Annotated in this window: 22 protein-coding genes and 2 pseudogenes; 14 read left to right on the top strand and 10 right to left on the bottom strand. The window is 54.4% G+C overall.

The genetic code is table 11. The features are described from left to right. Positions 1-6: 6 nt before the first annotated feature. Positions 7-1020 carry a glucose-6-phosphate dehydrogenase (coenzyme-F420) gene (gene fgd, locus JMJ16_RS05010; RefSeq protein WP_201378927.1) on the bottom strand — a complete coding sequence of 338 codons (1014 nt, stop codon included), beginning with the start codon at positions 1018-1020 and terminating at the stop codon, positions 7-9. 259 nt (positions 1021-1279) lie between these two features. After that, positions 1280-3073 (bottom strand): N-acetylmuramoyl-L-alanine amidase, encoded by a 1794-nt coding sequence (locus tag JMJ16_RS05005; RefSeq protein WP_201378925.1) that lies wholly within the window; start codon positions 3071-3073, stop codon positions 1280-1282. Positions 3074-3654: 581 nt separating this feature from the next. Between JMJ16_RS05005 and JMJ16_RS05000 the strand changes: the two genes are divergently transcribed. Further along, positions 3655-5028 (top strand): C39 family peptidase, encoded by a 1374-nt coding sequence (locus tag JMJ16_RS05000; protein WP_201378924.1) that lies wholly within the window; start codon positions 3655-3657, stop codon positions 5026-5028. 180 nt (positions 5029-5208) lie between these two features. Here the strand turns inward: JMJ16_RS05000 and JMJ16_RS04995 are convergent, their stop codons facing one another. Then, entirely contained in the window at positions 5209-6426 is a 1218-nt protein-coding gene (locus JMJ16_RS04995; RefSeq protein ID WP_201378922.1) for an NAD(P)/FAD-dependent oxidoreductase, read from the bottom strand. A 302-nt stretch (positions 6427-6728) separates the two neighbouring features. Here JMJ16_RS04995 and JMJ16_RS04990 point away from each other — a divergent pair, with 302 nt between their 5' ends. Both JMJ16_RS04990 and JMJ16_RS04985 read left to right on the top strand, forming a co-directional pair. Continuing rightward, the gene (locus JMJ16_RS04990; protein WP_201378920.1) at positions 6729-6944 is read left to right on the top strand and encodes a dodecin family protein; all 216 of its coding nucleotides are present in this window, start codon (positions 6729-6731) and stop codon (positions 6942-6944) included. A gap of 107 nt (positions 6945-7051) precedes the next feature. Beyond that, positions 7052-7423 carry a hypothetical protein gene (locus JMJ16_RS04985; RefSeq protein ID WP_201378918.1) on the top strand — a complete coding sequence of 124 codons (372 nt, stop codon included), beginning with the start codon at positions 7052-7054 and terminating at the stop codon, positions 7421-7423. A gap of 310 nt (positions 7424-7733) precedes the next feature. Here the strand turns inward: JMJ16_RS04985 and JMJ16_RS04980 are convergent, their stop codons facing one another. Beyond that, positions 7734-8075, bottom strand: a complete 342-nt coding sequence (locus JMJ16_RS04980; protein WP_201378916.1) for a DUF6220 domain-containing protein — start codon at positions 8073-8075, stop codon at positions 7734-7736. Between the two features lie 190 nt (positions 8076-8265). Between JMJ16_RS04980 and JMJ16_RS04975 the strand changes: the two genes are divergently transcribed. The 3 genes and pseudogenes from JMJ16_RS04975 to JMJ16_RS04965 form a co-directional block, all read left to right on the top strand. Next, positions 8266-8694 carry an IS5 family transposase gene (locus JMJ16_RS04975; RefSeq protein WP_201378915.1) on the top strand — a complete coding sequence of 143 codons (429 nt, stop codon included), beginning with the start codon at positions 8266-8268 and terminating at the stop codon, positions 8692-8694. A 554-nt stretch (positions 8695-9248) separates the two neighbouring features. Continuing rightward, positions 9249-11057, top strand: coding sequence for a group II intron reverse transcriptase/maturase (gene ltrA / locus JMJ16_RS04970; protein WP_201378913.1), 1809 nt, complete (start codon positions 9249-9251; stop codon positions 11055-11057). Positions 11058-11075: 18 nt separating this feature from the next. Beyond that, positions 11076-11366: pseudogene (locus JMJ16_RS04965) on the top strand (transposase); the annotation flags it as partial. A 65-nt stretch (positions 11367-11431) separates the two neighbouring features. On the opposite strand, the gene JMJ16_RS53640 reads toward JMJ16_RS04965, so the two are convergent. Next, positions 11432-11608: a hypothetical protein gene (locus tag JMJ16_RS53640; RefSeq protein WP_236601198.1), complete on the bottom strand. Its 177-nt coding sequence runs from the start codon at positions 11606-11608 to the stop codon at positions 11432-11434. Between the two features lie 52 nt (positions 11609-11660). Between JMJ16_RS53640 and JMJ16_RS04955 the strand changes: the two genes are divergently transcribed. The 3 genes and pseudogenes from JMJ16_RS04955 to JMJ16_RS04945 all read left to right on the top strand — a co-directional run. Continuing rightward, complete coding sequence (locus tag JMJ16_RS04955) at positions 11661-12020, top strand: recombinase family protein (RefSeq protein ID WP_201378908.1); 360 nt, start codon at positions 11661-11663, stop codon at positions 12018-12020. Continuing rightward, the gene (locus tag JMJ16_RS04950) at positions 11968-13824 is read left to right on the top strand and encodes a recombinase family protein (RefSeq protein WP_201378906.1); all 1857 of its coding nucleotides are present in this window, start codon (positions 11968-11970) and stop codon (positions 13822-13824) included. Before JMJ16_RS04955 ends, JMJ16_RS04950 begins: the two co-directional genes overlap by 53 nt. Before the next feature lie 86 nt (positions 13825-13910). Next, positions 13911-14057 (top strand): annotated as a pseudogene (locus tag JMJ16_RS04945) (IS5/IS1182 family transposase); the annotation flags it as partial. 22 nt (positions 14058-14079) lie between these two features. Here JMJ16_RS04945 and JMJ16_RS04940 read toward each other — a convergent pair. Both JMJ16_RS04940 and JMJ16_RS04935 read right to left on the bottom strand, forming a co-directional pair. After that, the gene (locus JMJ16_RS04940) at positions 14080-14475 is read right to left on the bottom strand and encodes a hypothetical protein (RefSeq protein ID WP_236601196.1); all 396 of its coding nucleotides are present in this window, start codon (positions 14473-14475) and stop codon (positions 14080-14082) included. Between the two features lie 133 nt (positions 14476-14608). Continuing rightward, positions 14609-17311 (bottom strand): LuxR C-terminal-related transcriptional regulator, encoded by a 2703-nt coding sequence (locus JMJ16_RS04935; protein ID WP_201378904.1) that lies wholly within the window; start codon positions 17309-17311, stop codon positions 14609-14611. 308 nt (positions 17312-17619) lie between these two features. On the opposite strand from JMJ16_RS04935, the gene JMJ16_RS04930 reads away from it, so the two are divergent. Together JMJ16_RS04930 and JMJ16_RS04925 are read left to right on the top strand one after the other, a co-directional pair. Beyond that, complete coding sequence (locus JMJ16_RS04930; protein WP_201378903.1) at positions 17620-17883, top strand: hypothetical protein; 264 nt, start codon at positions 17620-17622, stop codon at positions 17881-17883. A 174-nt stretch (positions 17884-18057) separates the two neighbouring features. Next, positions 18058-18459 (top strand): hypothetical protein, encoded by a 402-nt coding sequence (locus JMJ16_RS04925; protein ID WP_201378902.1) that lies wholly within the window; start codon positions 18058-18060, stop codon positions 18457-18459. Positions 18460-18615: 156 nt separating this feature from the next. Here JMJ16_RS04925 and JMJ16_RS55870 read toward each other — a convergent pair whose 3' ends face one another. From JMJ16_RS55870 to JMJ16_RS04915, 3 genes are all read right to left on the bottom strand, one after another. After that, on the bottom strand, positions 18616-18741 hold the full coding sequence (locus JMJ16_RS55870) for a hypothetical protein (protein WP_255553163.1): 126 nt from the start codon (positions 18739-18741) through the stop codon (positions 18616-18618). A 39-nt stretch (positions 18742-18780) separates the two neighbouring features. Further along, positions 18781-19968 (bottom strand): cytochrome P450, encoded by a 1188-nt coding sequence (locus JMJ16_RS04920; protein WP_201378901.1) that lies wholly within the window; start codon positions 19966-19968, stop codon positions 18781-18783. Positions 19969-20180: 212 nt separating this feature from the next. Then, positions 20181-21476, bottom strand: a complete 1296-nt coding sequence (locus JMJ16_RS04915) for a Gfo/Idh/MocA family protein (RefSeq protein WP_201378900.1) — start codon at positions 21474-21476, stop codon at positions 20181-20183. Positions 21477-21698: 222 nt separating this feature from the next. Here JMJ16_RS04915 and JMJ16_RS04910 point away from each other — a divergent pair, with 222 nt between their 5' ends. The 3 genes from JMJ16_RS04910 to purN all read left to right on the top strand — a co-directional run bounded on the left by JMJ16_RS04910 (position 21699) and on the right by purN (position 25737). Continuing rightward, entirely contained in the window at positions 21699-22862 is a 1164-nt protein-coding gene (locus JMJ16_RS04910) for a L,D-transpeptidase (protein ID WP_201378898.1), read from the top strand. 215 nt (positions 22863-23077) lie between these two features. Then, complete coding sequence (locus JMJ16_RS04905) at positions 23078-25132, top strand: molybdopterin-dependent oxidoreductase (RefSeq protein WP_201378896.1); 2055 nt, start codon at positions 23078-23080, stop codon at positions 25130-25132. Next, positions 25129-25737, top strand: a complete 609-nt coding sequence (gene purN, locus JMJ16_RS04900) for a phosphoribosylglycinamide formyltransferase (RefSeq protein WP_201378894.1) — start codon at positions 25129-25131, stop codon at positions 25735-25737. The genes JMJ16_RS04905 and purN overlap by 4 nt, the downstream gene beginning before the upstream one ends. Positions 25738-25740 lie beyond the last annotated feature (3 nt).

The following is a 25740-nucleotide window of genomic DNA, read 5'->3' as shown; positions in this document are numbered from 1 at the left end:
CATCCTTTATCCCCAGCGCTGGCGCAGGCGGGGAAGAATCTCTTTGGCGTAGAGCTGTAGGAAGCGCGACTGATCGTCGCCGGGGGCGTGGAAGATCAGGTGCGTGAAGCCCAGTTCGATGTAGGGGCGAATCTGCTCAATGTGCTCATCGGGATCGCTGGAGACGAGCCAGCGGCGATGGGCCTGGTCCTCAACGCCTTTAGCCTTCTCCTCCATCTCACGGGCATCGTGGATGCTGACCTTATCCTCGGCAGGAAGCGCCAGGGCAGCCCAGATACGCGTATCCTTGAGGGCGCGATCCTTGTCGGTATCAAAGGAGACCTTGACCTCGATGGTGCGCTCAACACTCTGCGGATCTTTGCCCGCGGCCCGCGCGCCCTCCTCCATGGCTGGCAATAACTTGTCGCGATAGAGCTCATCGCCCTTGCCGGAGGTGCAGATAAAGCCGTCACCCTCACGGCCCGCGAACTTGGCAGCCACCGGGCCACCCGCGCCGATATAGATGGGAACAGGCTGCTTGGGCTTATCATAGATAGTCGCGTTCAGCGTATGGTAATATTCTCCGTTAAAGGTTACCATATCTTCCTGCCAGAGCTGCTTGATCAAGCGTACCGACTCACGCAGGCGTGCCAGGCGCTCCTTGGCCTCGGGCCACTGCATACCTGTAACCGCGACCTCATTTAGCGACTCACCGGAACCAACACCCAGAATGAAGCGTCCAGGATACATCAGGCCCAGTGTACCAAAGGCCTGGGCGACAACCGCGGGCTGATAGCGGAAGGTAGGCGTCAGGACACTGGTGCCCAGGACGATCTTTTTAGTACGCTCAGCCGCCGAGCCAAGCCAGGAGAGCGCGAAGGGCGCGTGCCCATTGGTATGGCGCCAGGGCTGGAAGTGATCACTGGTCCAGACGCTATCAAATCCCAGGTCCTCCGCCTCAACCGTAAAATCGAGCAGTTCGCGTGGGCCAAACTGCTCCGCGGATGCTTTATAGCCAAACTTCAAACGAGAAGTACTCATCGATATATTTCTCCTTCTAGCAAGCAAGTGCTTACTGGCAGTAGACGATATTTATTTTGCCTCTGTCAACCGTTTTGCCGCGTATAGATGAGCCTTAAAAACCTGTTTCCATTATATACACACGCACTGGCATATGCATAAGAACACGGGCAAGGTGAGCATTTATGCCCAGGCCTGGAACATGAGACAAACATAGTGAAGCACGCGCTTACACATAAGCTATATGTAAGCGCGTGCTTTAGCAGAGCGGCGCCTCGCGCTAACTGACGATAGTGACGGCACTGGCAGGCACAAAGGCCTGGCGATGGTTATAGTTAATTTCATACCAGAGCTTACTGGTACCATCCTCAACGATGCTATACGCGGAGACAAAGGTCGCGCCAATTGGCGCATCCCCGATATAGTAGGAGTTGCTGGTGGTTGGTCGACCAGAGACCTGGATCGCTTTGCCGCCTTTGCCCGTCAGCTTGATGACATGCGCGTTGGCACCGGAGATCGTGCTCTCAACCGCAGACCCGGCTGGCACAGCGAGCCAGACCTGTTTGGCGTGCGCGGTGTGAGCTGGCGTGAAGCCTGGGTCTTGCTCGCCATACCAGATCTGGTACAGTGTATCACCTGTGCCCGCGGGGTCCGTTACCTTGCTGGTATAGACATAGCTGATCCTGGCCTCAACATTGCTGGTCACGCCTGTGGCAGAGCCATTATCGGGATTGGGAATGATGCTTGAGGCGGTACTGCCACTTGTGTAGAGCGTGAAGAAGTTAAAGTTGGCGCTTGTCTCGGTCCCATTTGTGCCATATGGCGCCTGACCGGTCGCGGGATCGACAGTGACAACGTTCGCCTTGTTGCTAGTGGGTGCGGCGGCAATGCCTTGCTGCTGAATCAAGTTAAAGTAATAGGGCCAGAGCCAGTAGGGACCTGGATCTTCATGGTTAGGGGTCGTCCCCAGAGTTGGCGCGGGAATGGTCCCATGCGAAACAATATGATCGTGCTCCAGAGGAATATGATACTTATTCAGCAAGTAGGCGACCAGCTTGGCCGAGGCCAGGTACTCGGTCGCGTTATACCACTGATAACCTGTGGCATCAAAGCCCGCGTGTTCAATACCGATTGTATGCTGGTTATACCAGTAGTTGCCAGCTTGATAGGCAATATCCTTCTCGTGCAGTAATTGATAGACGGTGCCATCGCCTCCCACCACATAGTGAATGCTGACGCCGCTATTGGGGTCCTGGAAGACATTCAATCCGTCCTGCGCAGTCCCCTCAATGTCGTGAATCACGATATCGGAGATGCTATAGGAGCTAGGGCGACTGGCGGATTCATAGGTACAGGGGCTGCCATTAGAGACCACGTTACAATCAAAGGTCGTGGGACTGACGATACAATCGATGGCACCGGGATATTCGACATTAGTGTCGCTGCTACAGCCAGCGGGAATCGTGGCGGTCGCAAGGGAGTTTGTCCCCAGGTGCGTAAACGTTACGTTTTGGGGCGCGAGCGTTACCAGTTCTTGGTTGTCGGCCCGTGCCTGAAAGCCCTGGCGTAAAATGCGATAGGTCTCATCAACGTACATCTGCGCAGTCGAGTGGGTCGTCGCGTTACTATAAAGGGCGATGGCATCGGCCCAGCCAGACAGCGTCCCGGGGAGCGTATGCGTCGCTGACAGCTTTAAGGCATCCTGCCGCAGAATATCAGCGCCACCGCGAATGTTTGTGACCAGGTCACTTCGTAGCTGCGCGCTGCTGACATGCAGGTCTTGCGCGGCTTGGTCCAGGGTATCCTGCTTCTTGCTTTTTACAAGGTGCATGCATCCATAGCCCTGATCAATGCTGGGTGTACCTCCGTGCATGCTTAAACGCCCTTCCATATAACAGAGGGCCTGTAAAAGCGGGACAGGGACATCCTTTTCATGAGAAGCTTGCAGAAAAGCCTGGTTAATTGAAGAACCGCTGGCTGCATAAGAGTGGGAGAAACTCAGACTGGTGAGGGTAAGAAGAAGGGAGAGGCCCATGAGCGTCTTCAGTGAAGCCCATAAAATACGTTTGTTCAAGGCAGAATCCTTTCACTTATCCTTGTGCGCTTCCTAAATAAAGCACGCAAGGATTGCCTCAAGCAGAGAAATAATGCTCAAAACGTATGTGCGGGAGATATCCTTTGGGATTTGTCGGTAGCGAGTTTTAGGGAATAGATAACACCTCCTCCAAATAAATAGTAAAGCAGCCTTATATATTTAATTACCACAATGTACCGCAAATTACAATATTTGCGAAGGCTGGGAGTGTTTATGGTCCGCGCTGCTAATGCTCTTTTAAGAAATAACCCGAGAATGTCCGTGGGAAGCTGCGCTGCTAATGCTCTTTAAGAAAATAGTCTGGGAATACGAAACGACATATTTTGCAATATCATAGGCGCCCGATAAATCGGGCGCCTATAGATGGTAAGCAGAGCCTTTCTCAGTTCATTTTTAAAAGAGCATAAGCGCGCGTCATCTTGACTTTACCCCCTTTTCTTCCTACACTTTATCCATACCCATCTATTTACCGCTCTCACACTTGTAGCCTGGCAAACAGCTTAGGTATGACCTAAGCTTGACCAGGTTGTGCGTCCTCTATTTCACAGAAAGGGATTTCTATGCCTCTATCTCAGACACCCCATCGCCTATCCTCCTATTTGCGTCGTCTGGGTATCGCGACGTTGCTCGCGCTCTTTTGTCTGACGCTCACCCTGGGGCAAAGCACCCATGCAGCCACAGCCAAATCAAGTAAAGGGCAAAGCCAGTACGATGAGTTCTGGCAGCAGAGCAGTTCCAGTGACTTCTCGACCTGGACCCTCAATGGCGTCGCCGTCTCCTCCAGTGGGACAGTCACCCTCTCGCCGCACGCAGGCTTAAGCTGCACTACAGACGCGACAGATGGGGGCAGCACCAGCTTTGATGCAACATCTCAGCTCTGCCAGGGCCAGGACCCATATGCAGCTGGAGCCTACAACGGCAACAACTACTACAATGGTGGTTCGTTTTACTATGGCACTATTACCTCGCCAACACACACAACCGCGCAAACCTTTACCGATCTCGTCGCCTCCTGGAACGCCACAACGCCCACAGGAACCTGGATTGAAACCCATGTGCGCGTCCTCGAGAACGGCACCTGGACGCACTGGTACAAACTCCCCATCTGGGCCAGCGACTTCAGCACCATTAAACGCCACAGCATCAACGGGCAATCCGACACTACCGGGAATGTGGCAACCGATACCTTCCAAACCGGTTCGCAGCCCGCCAGCGCTTACCAGCTCTCCCTCACACTCTTTACGACCTCACCATCGACGACCTTGAGCTTGCGCCGTGTCACCGCTATGGTCTCCTATAACTCCACGACTGCGCCCACTGTCAACCCCGACCAGAGCGTGTGGGGAACCAACCTGAATGTGCCTCAGCGCTCACAGATGCTACCCGAGTACCAGGGCCTGGGATATGGGGGCGGTGGTGAGGTCTGGTGTAGCCCGACCTCAACCAGCATGATTCTGGCCTACTGGTCCACTGTCCTCAATCAGCCGGACCTCAATCAGACTGTACCGGACACCGCTCGCGATACCTATGACTACACCTACCAGGGCACGGGCAACTGGCCCTTTAATACCGCCTATGCCGGCTCGCATGGCCTGCATGCCTATGTCACACGCATGTACTCCATGAGTCAGATCGAGCAATGGATCAAGGCCGGTGTGCCTATCGCGATCAGTATCGCCTACAAAAAAGGCGAGCTGCCCGGCACGCCCATACCCAGTTCCAGTGGTCACCTGCTGGTAGTCCGCGGCTTTTCCTCGACCGGAGACGTCATCACCAATGATCCCGCCGCCTCTACCGATGCCGGAGTGCAGATCACCTACAGCCGCTCTTCACTACAGGCTGTCTGGCTCAAGTACTCCTATGGCACCGTGTATGTTATGTATCCTGAGAATTGGACGACTCCCACCACCAACCGCCTGACCAACTGGTCCTAAATTCTTAGGGAGGTAGTCTCTACCGCTCTCTTTAACGTCCGGCGCTTTCATCCTTCCCCGCTTTAGGGGAAGAGATGAAAGCGCCGTTCCTTTGGAAGGTGGATAAAAACAACGAAAAGTTCTCCTCCTGGAACAAGGCAGCCAGGAGCAGAACTTCGGTCTTCAGATTAAGGGAAAAGCTTACGCAGTTAGCGATACCGTAGCTCGCGCCATCAAAGTGGCAATATGCTCGGGGGCGAAGAATTCAGCAACTGGTACTGTGCGCTGTAGGACACCGAGATAGCGAGTTGACTCTTCCGGGTCAGCGGCAATAACGCTCAATAGAGTTTGCATATCAGGTGGTGGTGGTACCAGAGTAGCAAACTGTATTGCAATCTGATACTGTGGCAGGCAAATTTCATTGCGCTCCTGCTCATACTCTGCCAGTGCCTCCTCCATTATTGTCTCTCCGGACAGGCCACGCGTAAGTGCTTTTGCCAACATCGCAGCATCTTCAAAAGCATCTGCAATGCCCTGACCCAGAATGGGATCTTTGTGATAGCCAGCGTCACCCACCAGTGCCCACCCAGGACCATATGGCTTATAGAAAAAATTGGGAGCCTGCCCGGTACCGATGAAACGACCCACTTGCTTTTCTTGACGCACCTGTGTAGCTAGTTCCGGTATCTGGCCCATGAGTTCGTAGAAATGGGTGGGCACATCAGTGCGGATACGTGCAAATTCTTCAATCGGCCACTGAGCGCCAACCAGCATCAGATTATCATTCGTGGGAATGCATACAACGAAACGACAGGGACGGCTATAGACTTTCGGTCCTGGAACAGTGACGTCACTGAAGAAACCATAGTAGCTGCAAGTCAGGATTGGATTCACATGATATGCTTCTGGCTTGACAGTGCGGGCAACAAATGAGTGCACACCATCGGCACCAATCACGATACGCGCCTTCTCAGTCACGGTTGTTCCCTGTGCTGTACGGGCGCGAATGCCAGTAATACAACCATCTTCGTCCATGAGCAATTCTTGAACTGTGGTGTTATCACGGAACTCTGCCCCAGCCTCCACCGCTGCGGCTACTAGAATAGGGTCCAGCAAATACCGCCGTGGGGCACATGTAAAATCGACTCCATCAACCGGATGAAAGCCGGCCTTCAGTTCTATTGGACCCAGATCGAACGTCACTGAATGTAATTGCGGACAACCGGTTGTCAATACGTCATCTAACACACCCCAACGCTTCAACAAAGCCGTGCCTCGTGGATGGATGAATAGACCGGACATGATGTCAGCCGGAAAACGAGCTTTATCAACGAGTAATACGCGGTAGCCTTGACGAGCCAGCAACATAGCAACTGGTGCTCCAGCACAACGGGCACCAATGATAATTGCATCATACATAGGGATTTTTCCGTCTCCCTAGCAGCAAAAACTCTTTTCATTCAATAGCGTTTCCTATTCGATATATCAACGCAAGCTCAACTTTTTTTTGGTGCATAAAAATGAGAAAACCTCTACCTTGTAGCAAAATATGAGTAGCAAAAGATAAAAATTCCATCTTCAAAGAGTGCTCAATCATGATTCGCGTCAGGCCCTTTGGCTATTTCCAACTATGCTCGCTCTAGAGAATGGTTGTTTCCTTCCTGTTTTTTGTAACGTGATTGGGTAAGAGTAATTGACCCTCTCAAAGAAAGGAGACAGTAATGGCAGAAAGTGTATATAAGGTGATTCAACTGGTAGGCACCAGCAACGAATCATGGGAGAAAGCTGCCGCAGCCACTATTGAACAAGCCTCTCAAACCTTACGAGATTTACGCGTCGCGCGCATTGTTGAGCAGGATATCCATATCGAACCCGGAAAATCTCTAACCTACCGGGTCAAGATGGAACTCTCCTTCAAGTACGAGGAGGGCGTGTAATCAGTATTAGATAACTTGCTCTGGCCAATTACTGGACAACATTGGCCGACTATAAAGTTTGATGGTCCACTGATCAGATTAGTGGACCATCAAAGAAGGCTACGACTATGAGACGTTCGGTACAGCCACGAAGCCACCTGGATAGTATTGGCGTGGGAATTGGCGCTCTGACGCTCTTAACTGCTCTTGCACATCTGTACCTGGGAATGCAGCCCGATGAAGAATTGTGGGCCTGGTTCCTGCTCAATGGCCTGGGCTACCTGGTCCTGCTTGTGCTCTTCTTTCTTCCCCAACTGGCAACCATTCATGCCGTTGTTCGCTGGACCCTGCTAGGATACACCCTGCTCACCTTTATCCTATGGTTTTTCCTCGGCAGCCCCAGCCAGGGAGAACTAGACCCCTTCGATTTGACTGTCAAAGCAGCAGAGGCGATCTTGATAATATTCCTCCTGGTGGATAGTTCCTATCACAGCACTTGAGTGCTCCTCAAAATACACACGGAGGGTCGCCTCCAGGTGATGCTTATGGTATGTTTTCTTCCTCAAATTATAGCTTCACCCCAAAGCGTATCTTATGATTATCTATAGAAAGCAAAACCACAGGAAGGGCCTGGTAGAGGAACCATTTAGCGGTTGGACTGACAACTTGCGCCGCGCCTTCTGTCATCAGTTGTCTCCCTCAGCGAAAAAAGTAACCTGTGACAAGTTGTAAGGCTCATGCTTGTATGAGCCTTACAAATCGCTGGATGCACTATTCAGGGAAAGCTGATAAAGATGGTTTGCCACATACTCAACCGCTCCTCGCCTGGCGGGTTGAGCGCATCCATTTGAGCACGCTATAGGCCAGGAACGTAGCAATGCCAAAGAGCAGGAGCGCGTTGGCCGGGTGCAGCGCGGTCAGTGCCGCGTTCTTGAAGGGGCGCAAGAAGGAGACCAGCCCCACTTGAAAAATCACGTCGACTATGAGCAAGAGATGCAGCAGGATAATCCGGCGCGGGAAGCGGCTCAGGAATAATAGGATCAGCATCAGGATGGAGAGTTGTGCCAGTTCCCACCCCAGCCCTGAGTGATCCTTTAACCAGCTTGCATTGGCGAAGATGCCCATGCCTGCCAGGTATGCCTGGATAACCACAGCAAGCGCGAAGAGCCACGCGAAGGCACAATATATTACCTGAAAAACACGGGTGACTCTACTATAAATCCGTGTGACCGGTGGTATTGTTGTACTTCTCTCAGAAACTGTTTGCTAATGGAAAAGTTGTCGAGAAAGAAAAGAAAGGAGATCGTTGCGACCAACTGAACTAGAAGAAGGAGTCAGAGTGATGCTTCCCCACCGGAATCGACCGGCGTACCCAAGTGATGTTACTGACGCCCAATGGGCCATTCTTGAGCCCTTGGTGCCCAAGCCTTCGACCGAAGGCCGGCCAGCCGAAATTGAGCGGCGGGAGATCATCAATGGCATCCTGTATATTCTGCGCAGCGGAGAGCCGTGGCGCATGATGCCCCACGATTTGCCCAACTGGCAGACGGTGTATCAGTACTTCCGTGACTGGAAGCTCGATGGCACCTGGGAACGCATCCACAGTCACTTGCGCAAACGTCTGCGCCAAGAGTTGGGGCGTGAGGAAGACCCTTCTGCTGGAAGCATCGATAGCCAAACCATCCAGACCAGCGCGGTGCGCGGTGGAGAGCGCGGCTACGATGCGGGGAAAAGTGCGGCCCGTTTCGCCGAAATCAGCATATGCTGCTGAGGGATGGCGAGCAAGGAATGAATCTTGATAACTGAATATCCGACGTGAGGTGCAATCCCTCTCCCGCCCGGTGAAGGCGGAAATGGCCATGCCTTACGGTAGCGACTGGACCTCAATCCGTAAAGCAGGCATGTGAAAGTAGACTCTGAGCCTGACGAGAGTCGAAATCTTTGCCAGGTTGCTATGGTGAGAAGCTCGTCTAACAAGATGAGTAAATCGAATGTGCGTGACCAACCATCATGAGCGTCAACAAGTCAAACAGGCTGAGAGACTTGACCAAAAGGTAGTGATATGATCGCGATGCAGACGCGTCTTTTTCCCCGCCTCTGTTCACTCATCCCCATATCTGGTGGATAGCACACACCTACGGCAACGACAAACGGATATTCGGAACGGGATAACTCTCAAGTGGCTCTTGGCGATGGTCGATACGCCAAGCCGGTTCCAACCAATGCCCTTGAGAGTGGGATTGCCTAAGAAGCAAAAGCCAGGAGGAAAGCTCCTGGATACGCTGACGTAGGCACGATGATATGGAAGGAAGAGGCACCAGTCGTATGCCAAAGACAAAGGCACCCAGGATGAAGCGGCAAACGCCTCTTGATCCTGAGAGTGAGCGTTGGCGCGCACTGCCCTGGCGCAAGTTCGAGCAGCACGTGTACAGGCTACAAAAGCGCATCTTCCAAGCCCAACAACGTGGCAACACACAGGCAGTCCACTCACTCCAAAAATTGTTGATGAAGTCGAGGGCAGCCCGACTGCTGGCGGTACGACGGGTCACGCAGGATAACCAGGGAAAGAAAACTGCTGGGGTGGATGGAGTCAAATCGGTTCCCCCAGCCCAACGCTTTGAACTGGCCGAACGCATTCACCCCAAGCACTGGAAACGCGCGAAGAGCCTCCCGGTCCGACGCGTGTATATTCCGAAGCCAGGAAAACTCGAAATGCGCCCATTGGGCATTCCCGTCATGGAGACGAGATCCCAGCAAGCTCTGGTAAAATTCGCATTGGAACCGGAATGGGAAAGCAAATTCGAGCCGAACAGTTATGGATTTCGCCCTGGACGCTCCTGTCAGGATGCGATGGCTGCGATCTTCGTGATCATTGCGCATAAGGCCAAATATGTCTTAGACGCTGATCTGAAAGGCGCATTCGACAACATCCGCCACGAAGCACTCCTTGAGAAACTGAATACCTTCCCAACCATGCGCCGTGTCATCAAGACATGGCTCAAAGCTGGGGTTGTCGATCACGGAGTCTTTGAAGAGACAACCCGAGGAACTCCACAAGGAGGAGTCGCCTCACCGTTATTGATGAATATAGCCCTTTATGGCATGGAGACCGCCCTCATGAACGCCTATCGAACCAAAACGGATCGACCCCAACTGGTTCGATATGCGGATGACCTGGTGGTGTTCCATCCCACAGAAGAAGGTGTAAAGAAAGCTCAAGAAGTATTAGCGACATGGTTAGCCGACATGGGACTGGAACTCAAGCCAAGTAAAACCAGGATTGCTCATACGCTCCGAGAATACCAGGGCCGGATTGGCTTCGACTTTCTCGGCTTCACCGTCCGCCAATTCCCGGTAGGAAAAACCCACTCGGGAAAAGCGAACCAATATGGGCCTCCACTTGGCTTTAAAACCATCATCACACCGAGCAAAGAAGCCGTTCAACGACACGTTGCCGAGATGAGGACGATCATTAAAAAGAACAGAAGCGCATCTCAGGATAAGCTCATCAGAGAGCTCAATCCAGTGATACGCGGATGGACCAACTACTACCGGGCTGTGGCTGCAAAGCGGACGTTCAGCCATTGTGGACATGTTCTCTATCTGCAACTCAGGTCATGGGCGAATTCCAGACACCCCAACAAAAACAAGCATTGGATAGCACAGAAATACTGGCACGTAGATGACGGCAATGGCTGGATATTTACTGACCAGCAGGGAACGACCTTGCGAGAACACCCGCAAACGCCTATCCAACGACATGTGAAAGTACGGGGAACAGCCAGCCCATACGACGGTGATTTGCTCTATTGGAGTAAGCGGCTACGAACCCATTCGATGTTCAACGGGATGTTAGCAAAACTCCTTCAGAAACAACAGGGCAAGTGCCGATGGTGTGGACTCTTGTTCCAAAATGGGGATCTCCTTGAGGTGGATCACATCACTCCCAAAAGCGAAGGCGGAGGAAATGAGATCAGCAACCGATTTGCGCTCCATCGACATTGCCATGACCAACGACACGCTCGGAAGGTCGTGGGTACCTCTGACAAAGGCTATATCATTGAGGAGCTGGATGATGCGAAAGTATCATGTCCAGTTTTGAAGCCGAGTAAAGGAGGCGACTCCTCTGCTTAGGTTAACAAAAGGTTCGGCAGAAAACGCCATCTGCTCGTTGATACCGAAGGCTTCGCGCAGACAGTGCGCGTGCATGCTGCCGACATCCAGGATCGTGATGGCGGCAGGCTCTTGCTTGCCGATGGGCCTGACCGATATCCTCGCATGAAACATGTGTGGGTCGATAGCGCATACGCTGGCACGTTTGCCGATTGGATCCAAGAGCAGTTTGGCTGGAGCGTGCAGGTCATCAAACTGCGCACGCCCCATCGCTTCCAGGTCCAACCCCGTCGATGGGTGGTGGAGAACACCCAATCACAATGCCCCTGAAACACTTTGGTTGACAGAACCCACGCCACGTCCTATGCTTGGTATCAGTGGGCTGCTGCAGTTGCTTACCTGGGTTGAGCAGAGACGGGTGGCCCAAGCCTCACAGCATGAGGAAGGTGGTGTTCCATGTCCAGTCTCTTACCCAACACAGCTCCCCCCCGCCCAATTCCAGGCAAGTAATCAACCTGTGGGCGGATCTGCCTCAGACCAGTCGTCAGCGACTCCTCTGGCTGTTGAGCCACCTCCTCGAACGCCAACTGGAGCCAAGCCTCGTACCAAGCAAGGGGGACGACGATGAGCTCGACGACAGTGCTGAATAAATCCGGCCTTACCGCGCTCGAGGACCTGCGCACAGAGAAACTCCATGCTTGGCACCGTGAGCGTTTAGCGGTTGTCTATGTGCGTCAATCTACCGTTCAACAAGTCCTTGACCATCAGGAGTCCACACGACTCCAATATGGGTTGGTTGGTTGGGCTCAGACACTGGGGTGGGGCGTTGACCGCGTCCTGGTGATCGATGATGACTTGGGCAAGTCGGGAGCCAGTGCGCAAGGGCGAACCGGGTTCCAACGGCTGGTCTCGGAAGTGAGCCTGGACCACGTTGGGATTATCTTCGGGGTCGAGATGTCGCGTCTGGCGCGCTCCGTACCCTGACTGGCATCAACTCTTAGAGCTCTGCGCGCTCTTTCATACCTTGATTGCTGACCTGGATGGAATTTATGACCCGACGCAGTACAATGATCGCCTGCTCCTTGGGTTGAAAGGAACGATGTCAGAAGCTGAACTCCATGTTTTGAAGCAACGTATGCATCAGGGACGTTTGAGCAAAGCTCAGCGCGGAGAACTGCAGTTTGCGCTGCCAGTTGGCTATGTCTGGAGCCCTACAGGAGAGATCCAGTTCGATCCCGATGAACAAGTGCAACAGGTCGTACGGTTCCTCTTCCGGAAATTTGAAGAGCTAGGCACACTCGGCGGACTCGTCCGCTACCTGGCTCATCACCAGATCCAGTTGGGTATTCGCGTTCGAGAGGGACCAGGCAAAGGGGAACTCGTCTGGCGCCGCCCCAATCGGGCCACGATCCAGATGATGCTCAGACATCCTCTCTATGCTGGTTCCTACGTTTATGGACGCCGACAGGAAGATCCACGTCGCAAACAGCCAGAGCGACCACGCACAGGCCGTGTGGTGATGACCACCGACGAGTGGCTAGTTCTGCTGCCCAACCGCTGTCCGGCCTACATTTCTCCTGAGCAATACGAGCACAACCAAGCGCGACTGCAGGCAAACCGCGCCCGTGCTGATGCCATGGGAGTTGCACGGGGTGGGCCAGCTCTCTTAGCTGGTTTGGTCGTGTGTGCCCGCTGTGGCTGTCGCTTGAATGTCCATTACGATAATGGTGGGGACCATCTTCACACCTATGAATGTATCGAGCGCTGGACGCACTACGGGGAACCAAAATGTCAACATCTCGCGGGACCATGCCTCGATACCTTCGTGAGCCAGCAGGTTCTTGCCGCCTTGGAGCCAGCCGCCTTAGAGTTATCGCTCACAGTCACCGAACGAGTGGAGCAGGAGCGCGCTGAGTTGGATCGGCTTTGGCAGCAACGGCGAGAACGGGCGGCCTACGAAGCCGAGCGGGCAGCTCGTCAGTATCATGCGGTCGAACCTGAGCACCGGCTCGTCGCCCGAACCCTGGAACATGCATGGGAAGAGAAACTGGCAGATCAGCAACAGCTGGAGGAGGAATATCATCGATTTGTCCAACAGAAGCCTCGTGTGCTTTCGGATTCCGAACGGGAGGCCATTCGTCGCCTGGCGACCGATATTCCCGCGATCTGGGCGGCTCCAACGACCATGGATGCCGATCGCAAAGAGATCCTGCGGCAGGTCATCGAGCGAGTCATTGTCGATGTGCAGGGCACCAGCGAGCAGGTGAAAGTACGGATCGAGTGGATCGGTGGTAGTCACACCGAAGGCGTTGTGATTCGACCCATTGGCAAGCTAAGCGAGCTGAGTACGTATCCGCAGATCTGTCACCAGGTCCAGGTGTTCACCGAGGCGGGCTGGGCGGCGGTGGCAATTGCTCAGGCGTTGAATGATGCAGGCTTTCGCCCTCCTCGTTCCACCACCGGCTTTCGCACAGAGATGATCTCGCAACTGCAACGCCAATTAGGCGTGAAAGCGCCACGCCCGCGGGTTCGACACCATGAGTGGTTCCTGCCCGACGAATGGTGGCCCGCTGAACTGGCTCGCCACCTCCACATTCCACGGGGGACGCTCTTGCACTGGATTCGTCAGGGAGTGATCCGAGCACGCCAACTTGATGAGCCCTTGCATCGCTGGGTCGTGTGGGCTGATGAAGCGGAACAGGAACGGCTTCGAGCGTACCATCAGCGTGCGATTGGAGATGATTTCCGCCACCGCTGGACAGATGCACCACTTGCTGAACAACCTTGACGAGGATATCATACCAGCAAATGAAGAAAGGATTGCACAATGGCAAGCTCTCAGAAACAGAAAACAGCTTTTGGGGGTAGTATGACTGGGTCGTGGAGCGAACGTTCTCCTGGATCTCTCGCTGTCGACGCCTCTCACGCGACTTTGAGGGTCGCTGCGATACGAGCGAGGCATTCATCCATGTGGCTCTCAGTCGACTCATGCTGGCTCGGCTCTCCAAATTGACTGGCTAGATTCCCTTTAGCAAACACATTCTCAGGATTCTGGATCATTTGACGATGACCTCCAGTTGCATGCCTGCATGGATGGTACAGTAGAGGTGAAAGGTTCCGGCACTCGTAAAGGGGCCAATAACGGTCGAGCTATTCCCACTTGTCTGTAGATTGTGTTGGCGGTAGGCGCGCCCGCTTCGGTAGAGGGCTTCGCGACACCGTTCTCCCAGGTACCATTTGAGATCGTGTGGGGCGTCATAGTGTCAGCCACGAGAGTAATACGCTCTCCCTTCTTGATCGTGACCGATGATGTCTCAAAGGAGGTGTTACTCATATGCACAGTATTGGGTCCATCGCTCGCCGGACTGCCTCCACAGGCCAGGACGCTCAACAAGACAAAGCAACATATGGACGAGACAATCATAAATTTACGCAACATGGAGGGTACTCCTTCAATCTTTCTTTTTGCCACACGGCATATCCGCGTTATCAATTTTACGGATGGAGCCACCAGGTTGCTATCACCCTGCAAGGGTGATTGAGGGGGTGATTGAAGAAGAGGGCAGGGCAGGTCAGAGTAAATGCAGACGTTTGGCCGCGTCATAGGCGTCTTTGCGGCTGGAGACATTGAGTTTGTTGTAGATACTCCGGATCTGCGTCTTGATAGTATTCACTGAGACGATAAGCTCATTGGCGATCTCTGGGCGAGAACGTCCAGCCGCGAGCAGGCGCAGGACGCGTAGTTCCTGGGGACTGAGCAACTCCGCTCCAGGCTTGCTGTCGGAACTCGGGAAATGTTGGATGAGTTCGCGAGTATAGGAGAGGAGAGCATCGGAAGAGATATCGCGCATGGTCGCGCGCAAGAGCAGACACATTGGCTCACCTTTATCCAGAAAGAGGCGCTGATAGCCCTCGGTATGCGCCTTCTCAAGCACGAGGAGGAGCAAGCGTCGCGCGTCAGGTAAGGAGCGCTCGTCCTCGCGTCCAGCGGCATGGGCCAGAGCCAGCAGGGTAAGGCCCTCCAATTCGCTCTGCACACGACCTTGCTCGCGCGCCCGGGGGAGCAGGGATGAGAGCAGAGCGATAGCCTCTGCTACACGTTCCTGTACCAGAAAAAGGCGCGCCAGGAGCAGCATCTCCTGTTCATGCAGCAGAGTAGTGAAGGGCTCCTCTTGCTGAGGGAGATGCGTAGACCAGCGCAGCACGGTCGAGAGGTCGCCATGTGCAAGCGCTACGCTAGCCTGCTCCAGCAGAAGTTCGCGACGCAAGCGCGTTCTCTGGATACCTGTCAGCAGGGTCGCGGCCCTCTGGGCATATTCTGGCTGCCCCGTCACACGAGCCAGCAGGAACAGAGCGCGAATTTGCAGCTCTTCCTTGTGTCCACGCTGGCCGAGAACAAGGACCTCCTCTGCCTGCTCTTGCGCCCGCTCAAACATATTCCACTCATAGGAGAGGCGCGCCATCCCTAGCAACGCCCCCCCTTGATCATCTGGCCAATGCGCTCCAATGTCCTGGCGCTCTATCTCAGCCAGGATCTGCTGATAGAGCGTGCTCGCTTGATGGAGTGCACCCCGCCATAGGCATATTTCGGCCTGGGCCGCTATTGAGGCAAACATGGGGGCGTTTGAACCACAGGAAGCCAGAAACAGGTGAGCCTGGGTACAGGCATTCCAGGCCTTGTCGAAGCGTCCCGCCCACAGGTCCTCCAGGCTCGCATTCAACAGGCTCATCCCCCGCCATTGTACTTCGTGCTCGGCAAGATGCTCCAGGGATTCGCGTGCCAGGCGGAACGACTCGGCGTACTCCTCCTGCCAGAGCGCAACAAGCGCGCGGAAGGCCTGGATTTGAGCCAGGCGCTCCAAATTGCCCTCATCACGCCAATAGCGCTCCGCCAGGCGTAGAGGAATCTCGATACGCGTCTTTGTCAATGGCGCGTGGCGATCATGGGTAAAGAGCAGCGCCGCGGCATACAGAAAGCCCAGGCCAGGCTGAGCCTCTAAAACCTCATCTGGCAACATTTTCAACCAGCGCCAGAGCGTCTGACGCTCAAAATAACTCCCCATAGGCTCGACAAGACGCACGATCAGGCTGGCCGCACAGGAAAAGTCACGGGCACGGATCGCAACTTCAATCGCCTCCGGCAACATATCCTCACGCGCATACCAGGCGCTGGCCCGCTTTAAATACTTGCGCATCTCTTCCTCACCATACCTTCTCTGCGCCTCATGCTGCATCGCTTCAGCAAAGAGGGCATGATAACGATACCAGATTTGCGCGCCATCGAGGGGCTGTAAAAACAGGTTGGCCCGCTCCATATACTCAAGGATAGCGGCGCTATCGCTCCGGCCAGTTACCGCGTCGCAGAGAGAGGCCGTAAGGCTATCCAGCCCACTTGTCTGGAGCAAGAACGCTTGAAGAGGCTCCGACTGTTCACGTAGAATCTCATCAACCACGTATTCCTGGATGTGGCGATGGTGACCAGAGAGATTTGAGAGGGCGTGTTTGGCTTCAGACATGCTTCCCTGCCCACGCAGAGCCAGCGACGCTAGCTGGACACCAACCGGCCAACCCTCGGTGCGCGCATGGAGGTACGCCACACTCTCCTCGGGCAGGGACAGACCAGGCGAGCGCCTGAGAAAGAGGCGCGTCTCATCAAGTGTAAAGCGGAGGTCCGCGGTACGCAATTCATAGAGATCATCAAGGGCACGCAGGCGTGCCAGAGGTAAGGGGGGATCGCTCCTGGTCAAAAGGATCAAGCGCAGGCCAGGCGAAGGGAACTGCAACAAGGTCGCCAGTCTTTCATGGATCTGAGGTGCCATGATCAAATGATAGTCTTCCAGCACCACTATCCCAACCTGGGTAGAGTCGCCCAGGTCATTGAGAAAGGAGGAAAGCATCATATCTAACAAGCGCTCAGGTTGAAGCTGTAGCGACGACTGGAGAAACGCCAGGGCGTCCCGCCCCACGCCTGGATGACACACCTGGCAGGCAGTAATAAAGTAGCGCCAGAAACGGATGGGATCGTTATCGCCTTGATCCAGGGCTAACCAGGACACGACGGCTGAGGGCTGGCCTTCATTACGACTGGCCGCCCACGCACTTGCCAGCGTCGTCTTCCCATACCCGGCAGGCGCGGAGACAACCGTCAGCCGGTGCTCAGAGGCAGTGTCCAGGCGTGCTATAAGCTCCTCGCGCCACACTATCGACGGACGCAAACGCGGCAAACGGAGTTTAGGGGCCTGCACTGGCGGCAATGAAAGCGCCTCGCCACTCACAACAGAATCTCCTTCGTCAAACCTATCGGGACAATACGCACCTCACAGCTTACAACGTTCCTGCCCTCACCGCAATGCCAGGGGATAGTGAGTGTGGTGCGTGCTGGCACGCACCACACTCACTATCCAGACAAGCCTGATCCACAAAAGTCATCCTTATTCCTAAAAAATGCCTCCTTCAGGTATTAGATGTTCGGTACAGCCGTGAAGACGCTTAGATAGCATTGGCGTGGAAATCGGTACTTTGACGCTCCTATCACAACACCTGAGTTCGCCTCAAAATACACACAGAGGATCGCCTCCAGACGATGCTTATGGTATGCTTTCACCATATCCACTTCAGCAACCTGGACTTCTCAGGCTATGGTCCCCTGACGCATCAACGCAGAGAGGCCCGTCTGGCCGATCTCTGGTCCATGTTCTCGCATATCAAGCGCTTTCACCCCGAGGCCCGGTTGGTCCAAGGCTCCTCCTGGCTCTATAACCGCGAGGCCTATACGCACCTCTTCCCCCGGGAGTATGCCCATTCGGCCAGACCCTACAAAGTTAGACTGATTGGGCCACGATGCTAAGACGATGGCTGGAACCAGCAGGGGACGCACGACGAAGGTATCCAGCAAGACACCAAATGGGCCCTTTATTTATCGCCCGTTTTACTTCATAATTAAGAGATATCAAGCTTCACGGTTTGCTTACTAGATAGAGAGGAAAAAGACGCCAGAGATCTCTCAGAAAGGTTATTGCTCATGAGTCCGTATAGTTATGATGATGATTTTTATAGGCAGGAGGAGGAGTGGCAACAACGGGAATATTGGCGCCGACAGGAGGCATGGCAAAAGCAGGAGGAACTACATTGGGAAGAGCTGCGCAAGCAAGAAGAGCTGCTTCAGGAGGAGGAGCAACATAAGCAAGAAGAGCTCTATATGGAAGAAAAAAAACATATCGATGATGAATATTATCAATCACTAGCAAATATGAGATATGATGAAGCAAATAAAGAATCAACTGGAATTGAAAGTTTTTACTTTGCGAAGCGGCCTCAAAGATCAGTAGGGTCAGCTAATGATGGGAGCTTCATTTTTCTCCTGGTTGTCGTGCTTGTTGCCTTGCTCCTCTACTTCATGTATACAGGGTCACTCCATTTTTAGAAATCAAATTATGAGAGGAAACGATATTGACTGGTGAATTCAGTAGGTGTAGGGTCCATGCTGGCATGGACTGCGAGCGGAGCGACCGTTCCTCGCCAGGTGATTGGTCAGGGGGCAAGAGAGTCCATGCTAGCATGGACCCTACACCTACTGAATTCAGGCATGGTGTCGCCAGCTACGCATCACCCAGATCAGCGCACCAAGCAGGATCAGTAAGAGGTAGATGTGGTAGGCATAGGTGACAAAAAAGTCTACCAGTGCATGCTCAACATTTAGCATCATGTACACCTCCCTTGATTTGCCCGGCGCTCGCAATTTGCGCTAACTCAACTCCACGAACAGGCGCTTCATGCCGAAAAGGAGGCTGTTACGCACCTGCTCAGGGAGTTTGTCTTCGGCGATGTGGATAGCTTTGATGCGCTGGGCAAGCTTTGTAAGAGCGATTTTGGTCTCCAGGCGGGCCAGGGGCGCTCCAATACAGAAGTGAATGCCATGGCCGAAGGATTGATGGCGATTGGGGTTGCGCTCGATGTCGAAGCGCTCGGGATCAGGAAAGACCTGTTCATCGAAGTTGGCCGAGAGGCGGTTGATCTGCACATACTCGCCTGCGTGGATCTGCTCACCGCCGATCTCGACATCTCGCTTTGCCACGCGCCCAAGCACAAGGTCATTGGGGCCAGCGCGAAATGGCGGCATATAGCGTAGAATCTCTTCTACGGCACTGGGAATCAGCTCAGGTTGTCCGCGCAGACGCTGGAAAGTCTCGGGATGCGCGTCGAAACAGAGAAAGGCATTGCCCAGGATATTCGTCGTCGTAATATTGCCCGCGATAAAGAGAGTAAAACAGAAGCCGATTAACTCGTCATGGCTGAGGCGCTCGCCATCGACCTCCGAGTTGATCAAGAGGCTGAGAATATCCTGGCGTGGCTCGCGTCTCCGCTCCTCAATCGAGCGCTCAAAGTATTCAGTGAAGAGCTTGTTGGCCTGCTCGGCCTCTTCATCGTCGCTGGTGAGCGCGTCATTCCAGGCCTTAAACTGGCGCCACTTCTCGCGTGGCATGCCCAGCATATCGGAAATGACCATCACGGGGAGCGGATTGGCGAAGCTATCCATCCAGTCCACGCGCTTACGGGCAAGCGCCTCGTCGAGCAGTTCATCGACTATATGCTCGATCTGGGGCGCCATCTCGGCAATGGTACGGGCTGAGAAGCTTGCCGTCAGTAGGGAACGCATCTGGCGATGGCGCGGCGGGTCCAGTTCGATGATGCTGGGCTGGTCTCTTCTGGGTCCCGACCTACGATCGCGATTGAGGCTACGTTCAGAGGAGAAGGTAGCATAGTCGCTCTGCACACGCACCACGTCCTCATAGCGGAAGACGAGCCAACTCTTGCTCTCGTCATCAAACACGACCGGGTGAGATGCGCGCATCGAGCGGCACCATTCACGCAACTGCTCATGATAGACTCTAGGCTCGATACTCAAGTCATCGATAAAGGCAGGAAGACGCATAAAACCTGTTCCCCTTTCTTATGCCAACAAGACAAAGCAACTGAGAACCTTGTTTCATTATACGCCTGCATGTATCAATACCCGCTTGCTATGCGCCATCTTCAGCAGCCATGTTATATCTGCCTACCACGCGCCAGCGCCCCGGAAGCGCACCCAAACCACAGGCATTCCAGGACGCTCCATTCATTTTGTGAACCACTAGCCACTGAACGCTAAATTTCATTTGCTACCAGGCGCTCGAAGCCCCAACGGCGGCCGTACTCGTCCATCTCGATGACGCTGTGCTTGAGACGGGCCTCCTCGGCAGCGAAGGCCAGCAAGTGGCTCTGGACGGAGGTCGCGGCAGCCGTCAGGCCAGTCTCTCGCCCCTCGCTACGAACCAGGCGCAGGAAGTCGCGTATGATACCAAAGTCGCCGCCACCATGCCCCTGCGGACCTCCCTCATTAGAGAGGGTATAGACCTTATGTGTGCCCGTGCCGAACTCGTTGACCTCTATCTGGTTGGTGTCGCGCGCCATGGTTCCCCACATCTCGCCCTTTGTGCCCATGAGCTTGATCTTGCGTGTCACGTCATCGGTGAAGGCGCACATGGTGAAAGCGGCGGTGACATCGTTGTCAAATTGGAGGTTCACGACCTGGTGATCTACGACATCGTTATCACAGTGATAGACACAGCGGCCATATGGTCCCTCCTCCAGGGCTTTCATCAGGGACTTGCGGCTGGTATCGACACTGACGACCGAGGCAGGCCAGCCGTCCTTGCCTGTCAGATAGAACTTTGGCGCATAATAGGCGCAGGTATGTGCCGCCGGGCAGCCATCGGTACAGCGCATGGGCGCTCCTGGAGGTGCGTTCTCCGACTTAAAGTGGGTCAGGGTGCCGAAGGAGGAGAGCCGCGTACAGTTGGCGTCCGCGAGCCAGAGCAGGATATCCATGTCGTGACAGGACTTGGCGAGGATCATGGGGCTGGAGAGCGCGGTATTGCGCCAGTTGCCGCGCACATAGCTATGGGCATAGTGCCAGTAGGCAACATTCTCGCTATGCTCAATCGATATCAAGCGACCAATCGCTCCTTCATCCAGCAGGCGCTTGAGGGTACTGAAGAAGCTTGTGAAGCGCAACACATGGCAGATGGAAAAGACACGTCCGACCTCAGCCGCGTATGCTCCCATCTTCACGCACTCCGCCGGGTCCGGCGACATGGGTTTCTCCAACAGGACATGGTAGCCCGCCTGGAGAGCCGCCATGGCTGGCTCAAAGTGCATACGGTCCTGCGTGCAGATCAAGACGGCATCGGCAAGCTTTGGCTGGCTCAACAGCTCACGCCAATCGGCGAAGACACGCTCAGCGGGGAGATTATGCAGTTGCTGAAACTTCGCTCTACGGCCAGAATTGATCTCGGCCACGGCGACAAATTCAAGCTCATAGGGGTTCTGTAAGGCATAGCTACCATAGCTCTCCATTCCTCGCGAACCCGCGCCAATCAACGCAATAGTCACCTTCTTCATAAAGACCCTCCTTGCAAATAGCTTCCACAGTTACCAATGACTATACCACCTTCCGCTACTGTTTAAGACTGCACCACATAGAATTTTTGTGACAAAAAGCATACACATGTAACGATATAGCGATTACTCCGACGAACTATATGGAAGACCCAGCAAGCAGCAGGGAGGCTACTTGCACATGGAATTTGGATACACCAGTCGCTACTAGATAGGCTAATAGATATGCATAGACGCAAACTCACGCGACCAGAGGTGAGCAGCAACGTTCTTCATAAAAAGAGATTGCCATGCTCCGCGCTGGCGCTGTTGATAATTGCACTCTTATTACAGGCATGCGCAGCAAGCAGCCAGAGCACGGCTTCCAGGTCGCCAAATAACCTGCATAAGCAATATGCCAGCAGACATGACGCTATCGAGCCACAAGTACTCTCGCCAATCACGCCCACAATGCTACAGGCAGCGCAGACAAAGCTTACCATCCTGAAGAGCAAGATTGATCAACTCAAAGCCCCAGGCAAGCAGAAAGACATCTATCTCCAGCATTACCGGGCAGAACAGGATGCCCTATACCGAGTCAGTTCGAGCCAGGATTATATCCAGGTCCTGATCCAGATTAATACAAATATCACTGAGATCGAGAGTGAGGCCGCCCAAGGAAATAGCTATACACTCGTGGCAACTCTCCAACAAGAGGCCCAGGACTGGGGTGACGCGCATAAATGGCATGATGCATATGATCAGAAAGACTACCAGCTTGATAGCGGCTATCTGAGCCTGGAACGCGGCTATGGGGCTGTGCCATATCTCTATAGAAGATTGGCCAGCGTCGGCTCTGCAGCTTATCCAGAAGTCAAAGATACCCTCTTACACCTCGCAATGCTGGAGGCAAACTTCGCTGATTCTACTCCCTATAATCAGGTTCACGCTACAGATAAGTACCTGCTGACGTACTATCATCTGCAGGACAACCTGGTATTTGTGGTCTCTATGACCGAGCAAGCCATGCGTGTCTACCAGAATGGGCAATTGATACGCTCCTTCCTGATAACCACCGGGCGCTATGATAGGCCCTCGCCTCCTGGACTCTGGAGCGCGGGAAACCACCTGATGCATGTGCCTTTTATCTCCTACGAAGTTCCAGGATCGCCCGACTACTATGATCCCATCATGGTAAATTACGCGGTCCAGTTTCGCGCGGATGGCTATTTCTTCCATGATTCCTGGTGGCGTAAGGATTACGGTCCGGGAACACAGTTTCCCCACCAGGATTCAGGCAAGAACAAAGACGCCAGCGTAGGCAGCCATGGCTGCGTCAATCTGCCAACAAACGCAATGGCCTGGGTCTATCAACAGGCCAGAACCGGCACCAACTTTATCATCTACTAAGGGGACTACGCTGCTAAAGCACGCGTCTACATATCATGGGACGGAGCAGGCCGCATCTCATGATATGTAAGCGCCTGGCGATGTTTCAGCGCGTGCGCTACCCCCAAATGGGGGTTAGCAGCACGACCTCCCACATGCAAGAAGCCTGGCAATTCGTCAACGCATCTGATAATATGGAAGAGTAATAATAAGCTATACGAGATGGAGGGAAACCAATGCCAGCCAGGCGCCAGGTCACAACTATGTGCCCAATGAACTGTCTACCTACGCAGTGCGGTATGACCGTCGAGGTTGAAGAGAATAAACTCGTGTCGCTCAAGGGCGATGTCCATAATCCGGATAGCCGGGGCTTCCTCTGCATTCGTGGCAGAGCGGCGGGCGAGATTTTTGACAATCCCAAACGCCTGTTACGCCCGCTGCGGCGCGTGGGAGCACGAGGCGAGAACAGGTGGGAAGAGTGCTCGTGGGACGAGGCATACAACCTGGTCGTTGAGAACATACAACAGACTCAGCCTGAGCGCGTTGGCCTCTGGCGCGGGCATGGCGTGGGCACAACCGGGGTGGCCTCGTCACTGATCAGTCGCCTGGGAATCCTTGCTGGTTACCAGAACTGGAACACGGGAATCGTCTGCTGGAACATGGGCGGCTATGGCCTGGGCCTAACCGGCACGCTGGAGACCCATACAAAAGAGGATATGGCGGCGAACTCGCGCACTATTCTCTTCTGGGGTTCGACCCTCTCCAGTCAGCCAGGCACGGCGCCGCACCTGATCGAGGCACGCAAGCGCGGCGCGTATGTCGTCCATATCGATACACGACGCACAGAGATCTCGCGCCACGCCGATGAAGTTATTCTGCTACAACCGGGCAGTGATGCCGCGCTGGCGCTCGCCATGGCCCATGTCATTCTGCAAGAGGGCCTGAGCGACCAGGCCTTTATCGATCAGCATACCCTAGGCTTCGCGGAATTCGCCGCGCACGTCCAGCAATACACACCAGAATGGGCGGCGCAGATGACCGGAATTGAGCCAGAGCGCATTCGCCAGTTAGCCCGGCGCTATGCCACGGCGACGCCAGCGATGATCGTGCTGGGTGGCAGTTCCATGTACAAGCATCAGCATGGCTGGGAGGCCAGCCGGGCCATTGCCTGTCTCCCCGCCCTCACAGGTCAACTGGGTCTCGCGGGCGGCGGTTTGGGACCTCGCCACGGCGCCTCTCCTCGTAGCGATGGCAATGCGAATGTCATACAAGATATCGTTGCCAGACCAAACCCCGCACCCATTCCCAGTCATATGCCAACGATTAGCACGGCGTTCCAGTATGGCAAGATCGACGTTCTGCTCGTACTTGGCAGCAATATGCTCTCCACCTTCGCAGACAATAATGCATTAGCACGTGGGCTAGAGCAGATCAAGTTTATCGTCTCGTTTGACCTCTTTATGAACGAGACGGCACGGCGCTATGCCGACCTGATTCTCCCCGGCACGGCCTGGCTGGAGGATATAGGCCTCAAGCAGACGGCGACACATATGTACCTGATGGAACGCGCTCTGGAGCCAGAGGGTGAGTGCCGCTCCCTGATCACTGTCTTGCGCCAGCTCGCAGACAGGCTAGAGCTAGAAAACTTCTTTCCCTGGGCCAACGAAGAAGAGTATATCAATGCCCTCCTGGCTAAGCAGCAAACATCATCTGGCAAGAAGCTCACAGTAGACGATCTGCGAACGAGCAGCGGTTACTGGCAGAAAAGTGGGCTTGAGCATATCGCCTACCTGGATCACCAGTACCATACGCCATCGAAGAAAGTCGAGTTCTGGAGCGAGCGCGCACAGGAAGCGGGCCTTCCGCCACTGCCAACTTATACAATGCCCCAGAGAGAGGCCTATCCCCTGCGCTTCTGCCAGGGCCGCACGCTGACCGCCTTCCACGCCTTCTTCGATGAGGGACAGGCCTTGCCAACCCTGGCCAGGGTCAATCCAGGACCAGAGCTATGGATCCACCCCCAGGATGCTCAGGCGCGAGAGATCGAGACTGGTAGCCTGATTGTTATGAACAATGAGCGTGGCAGCTTCCAGGCCAGGGCGCACATAACCGAGGATGTCCTGCCGGGCGTAGTCTGGATGCGAGATGGCTGGGCAGGCGTGAACCGGCTTACCAGCGGCGCGCCAGTTATCCCCCTGCAGGCCAACGATGCGGTCGCCGGCATTCCTGGCGGCCAGGCCACCTACGATGCCTGGATTGAGGTACACAAAGTGGTCGGGATCAAGGCATGAAGCTAAAATTGGGTTTTCTCGCATCTCATGGCGGAAGTAGCTTTCAAACCATTTACCGGGCCATACGGGCTGGCCACCTGGACGCCGAGGCTTGCGTTGTTATAAGCAATAATAGCAAGTCTGCGGCACTGGCCTTTGCCAGGACGGCTGGCGTGCCAGCTTATCACCTCAGCCTCCAGACGGAATCTACTCCCGAACTGCTGGATGAGGAGATCAAGCGCACCCTCCAGGCGCACGGGGTCCAGTTTGTGGTCCTCAGCGGATATATGAAAAAGCTAGGGCCACAGACGCTCGCGACTTACCACCAGCGGATCTTCAATATTCATCCCGCCCTCCTGCCCAGATATGGAGGTCAGGGCATGTATGGAGATCATGTTCATCAAGCCGTGCTGGCGACAGGCGAGCGCGAGACCGGTATTACTATCCACCTTATAGACGAGCACTATGACCACGGCGAGATCCTTGCTCAATGTAAGGTGCCCGTCCTGTCAGGAGACACCGTGGAGAGCCTGAGTCAACGCGTCAGAGAGCGGGAGCCAGGCTTCTTCCTCGAAGTATTGCAACACCTGGCGGCACAAAACACATTTTCCAAACCTCTGTGCTAAATT

It is taken from the genome of Ktedonobacter sp. SOSP1-52, from assembly GCF_016587395.1.
The sequence above is the reverse complement of the archived record's forward strand: the minus strand, read 5'-3'. Positions and strand labels throughout refer to the sequence as shown.

Coding starts and splice junctions, on each gene's coding strand:
- JMJ16_RS04990 (WP_201378920.1), top strand. CDS start 6,729: ATGGCAGAAAGTGTATATAAGGTGATTCAACTGGTAGGCACCAGCAAC.
- JMJ16_RS04975 (WP_201378915.1), top strand. CDS start 8,266: ATGCTTCCCCACCGGAATCGACCGGCGTACCCAAGTGATGTTACTGAC.
- JMJ16_RS04905 (WP_201378896.1), top strand. CDS start 23,078: ATGCCAGCCAGGCGCCAGGTCACAACTATGTGCCCAATGAACTGTCTA.
- JMJ16_RS04930 (WP_201378903.1), top strand. CDS start 17,620: ATGCTTATGGTATGCTTTCACCATATCCACTTCAGCAACCTGGACTTC.
- ltrA (WP_201378913.1), top strand. CDS start 9,249: ATGCCAAAGACAAAGGCACCCAGGATGAAGCGGCAAACGCCTCTTGAT.
- JMJ16_RS04985 (WP_201378918.1), top strand. CDS start 7,052: ATGAGACGTTCGGTACAGCCACGAAGCCACCTGGATAGTATTGGCGTG.
- JMJ16_RS04955 (WP_201378908.1), top strand. CDS start 11,661: ATGAGCTCGACGACAGTGCTGAATAAATCCGGCCTTACCGCGCTCGAG.
- JMJ16_RS04920 (WP_201378901.1), bottom strand. CDS start 19,968: ATGCGTCTTCCTGCCTTTATCGATGACTTGAGTATCGAGCCTAGAGTC.
- JMJ16_RS04925 (WP_201378902.1), top strand. CDS start 18,058: ATGAGTCCGTATAGTTATGATGATGATTTTTATAGGCAGGAGGAGGAG.
- JMJ16_RS55870 (WP_255553163.1), bottom strand. CDS start 18,741: ATGATGCTAAATGTTGAGCATGCACTGGTAGACTTTTTTGTCACCTAT.
- JMJ16_RS04995 (WP_201378922.1), bottom strand. CDS start 6,426: ATGTATGATGCAATTATCATTGGTGCCCGTTGTGCTGGAGCACCAGTT.
- JMJ16_RS04910 (WP_201378898.1), top strand. CDS start 21,699: ATGCATAGACGCAAACTCACGCGACCAGAGGTGAGCAGCAACGTTCTT.
- JMJ16_RS04940 (WP_236601196.1), bottom strand. CDS start 14,475: ATGTTGCGTAAATTTATGATTGTCTCGTCCATATGTTGCTTTGTCTTG.
- purN (WP_201378894.1), top strand. CDS start 25,129: ATGAAGCTAAAATTGGGTTTTCTCGCATCTCATGGCGGAAGTAGCTTT.
- JMJ16_RS04915 (WP_201378900.1), bottom strand. CDS start 21,476: ATGAAGAAGGTGACTATTGCGTTGATTGGCGCGGGTTCGCGAGGAATG.
- fgd (WP_201378927.1), bottom strand. CDS start 1,020: ATGAGTACTTCTCGTTTGAAGTTTGGCTATAAAGCATCCGCGGAGCAG.
- JMJ16_RS05000 (WP_201378924.1), top strand. CDS start 3,655: ATGCCTCTATCTCAGACACCCCATCGCCTATCCTCCTATTTGCGTCGT.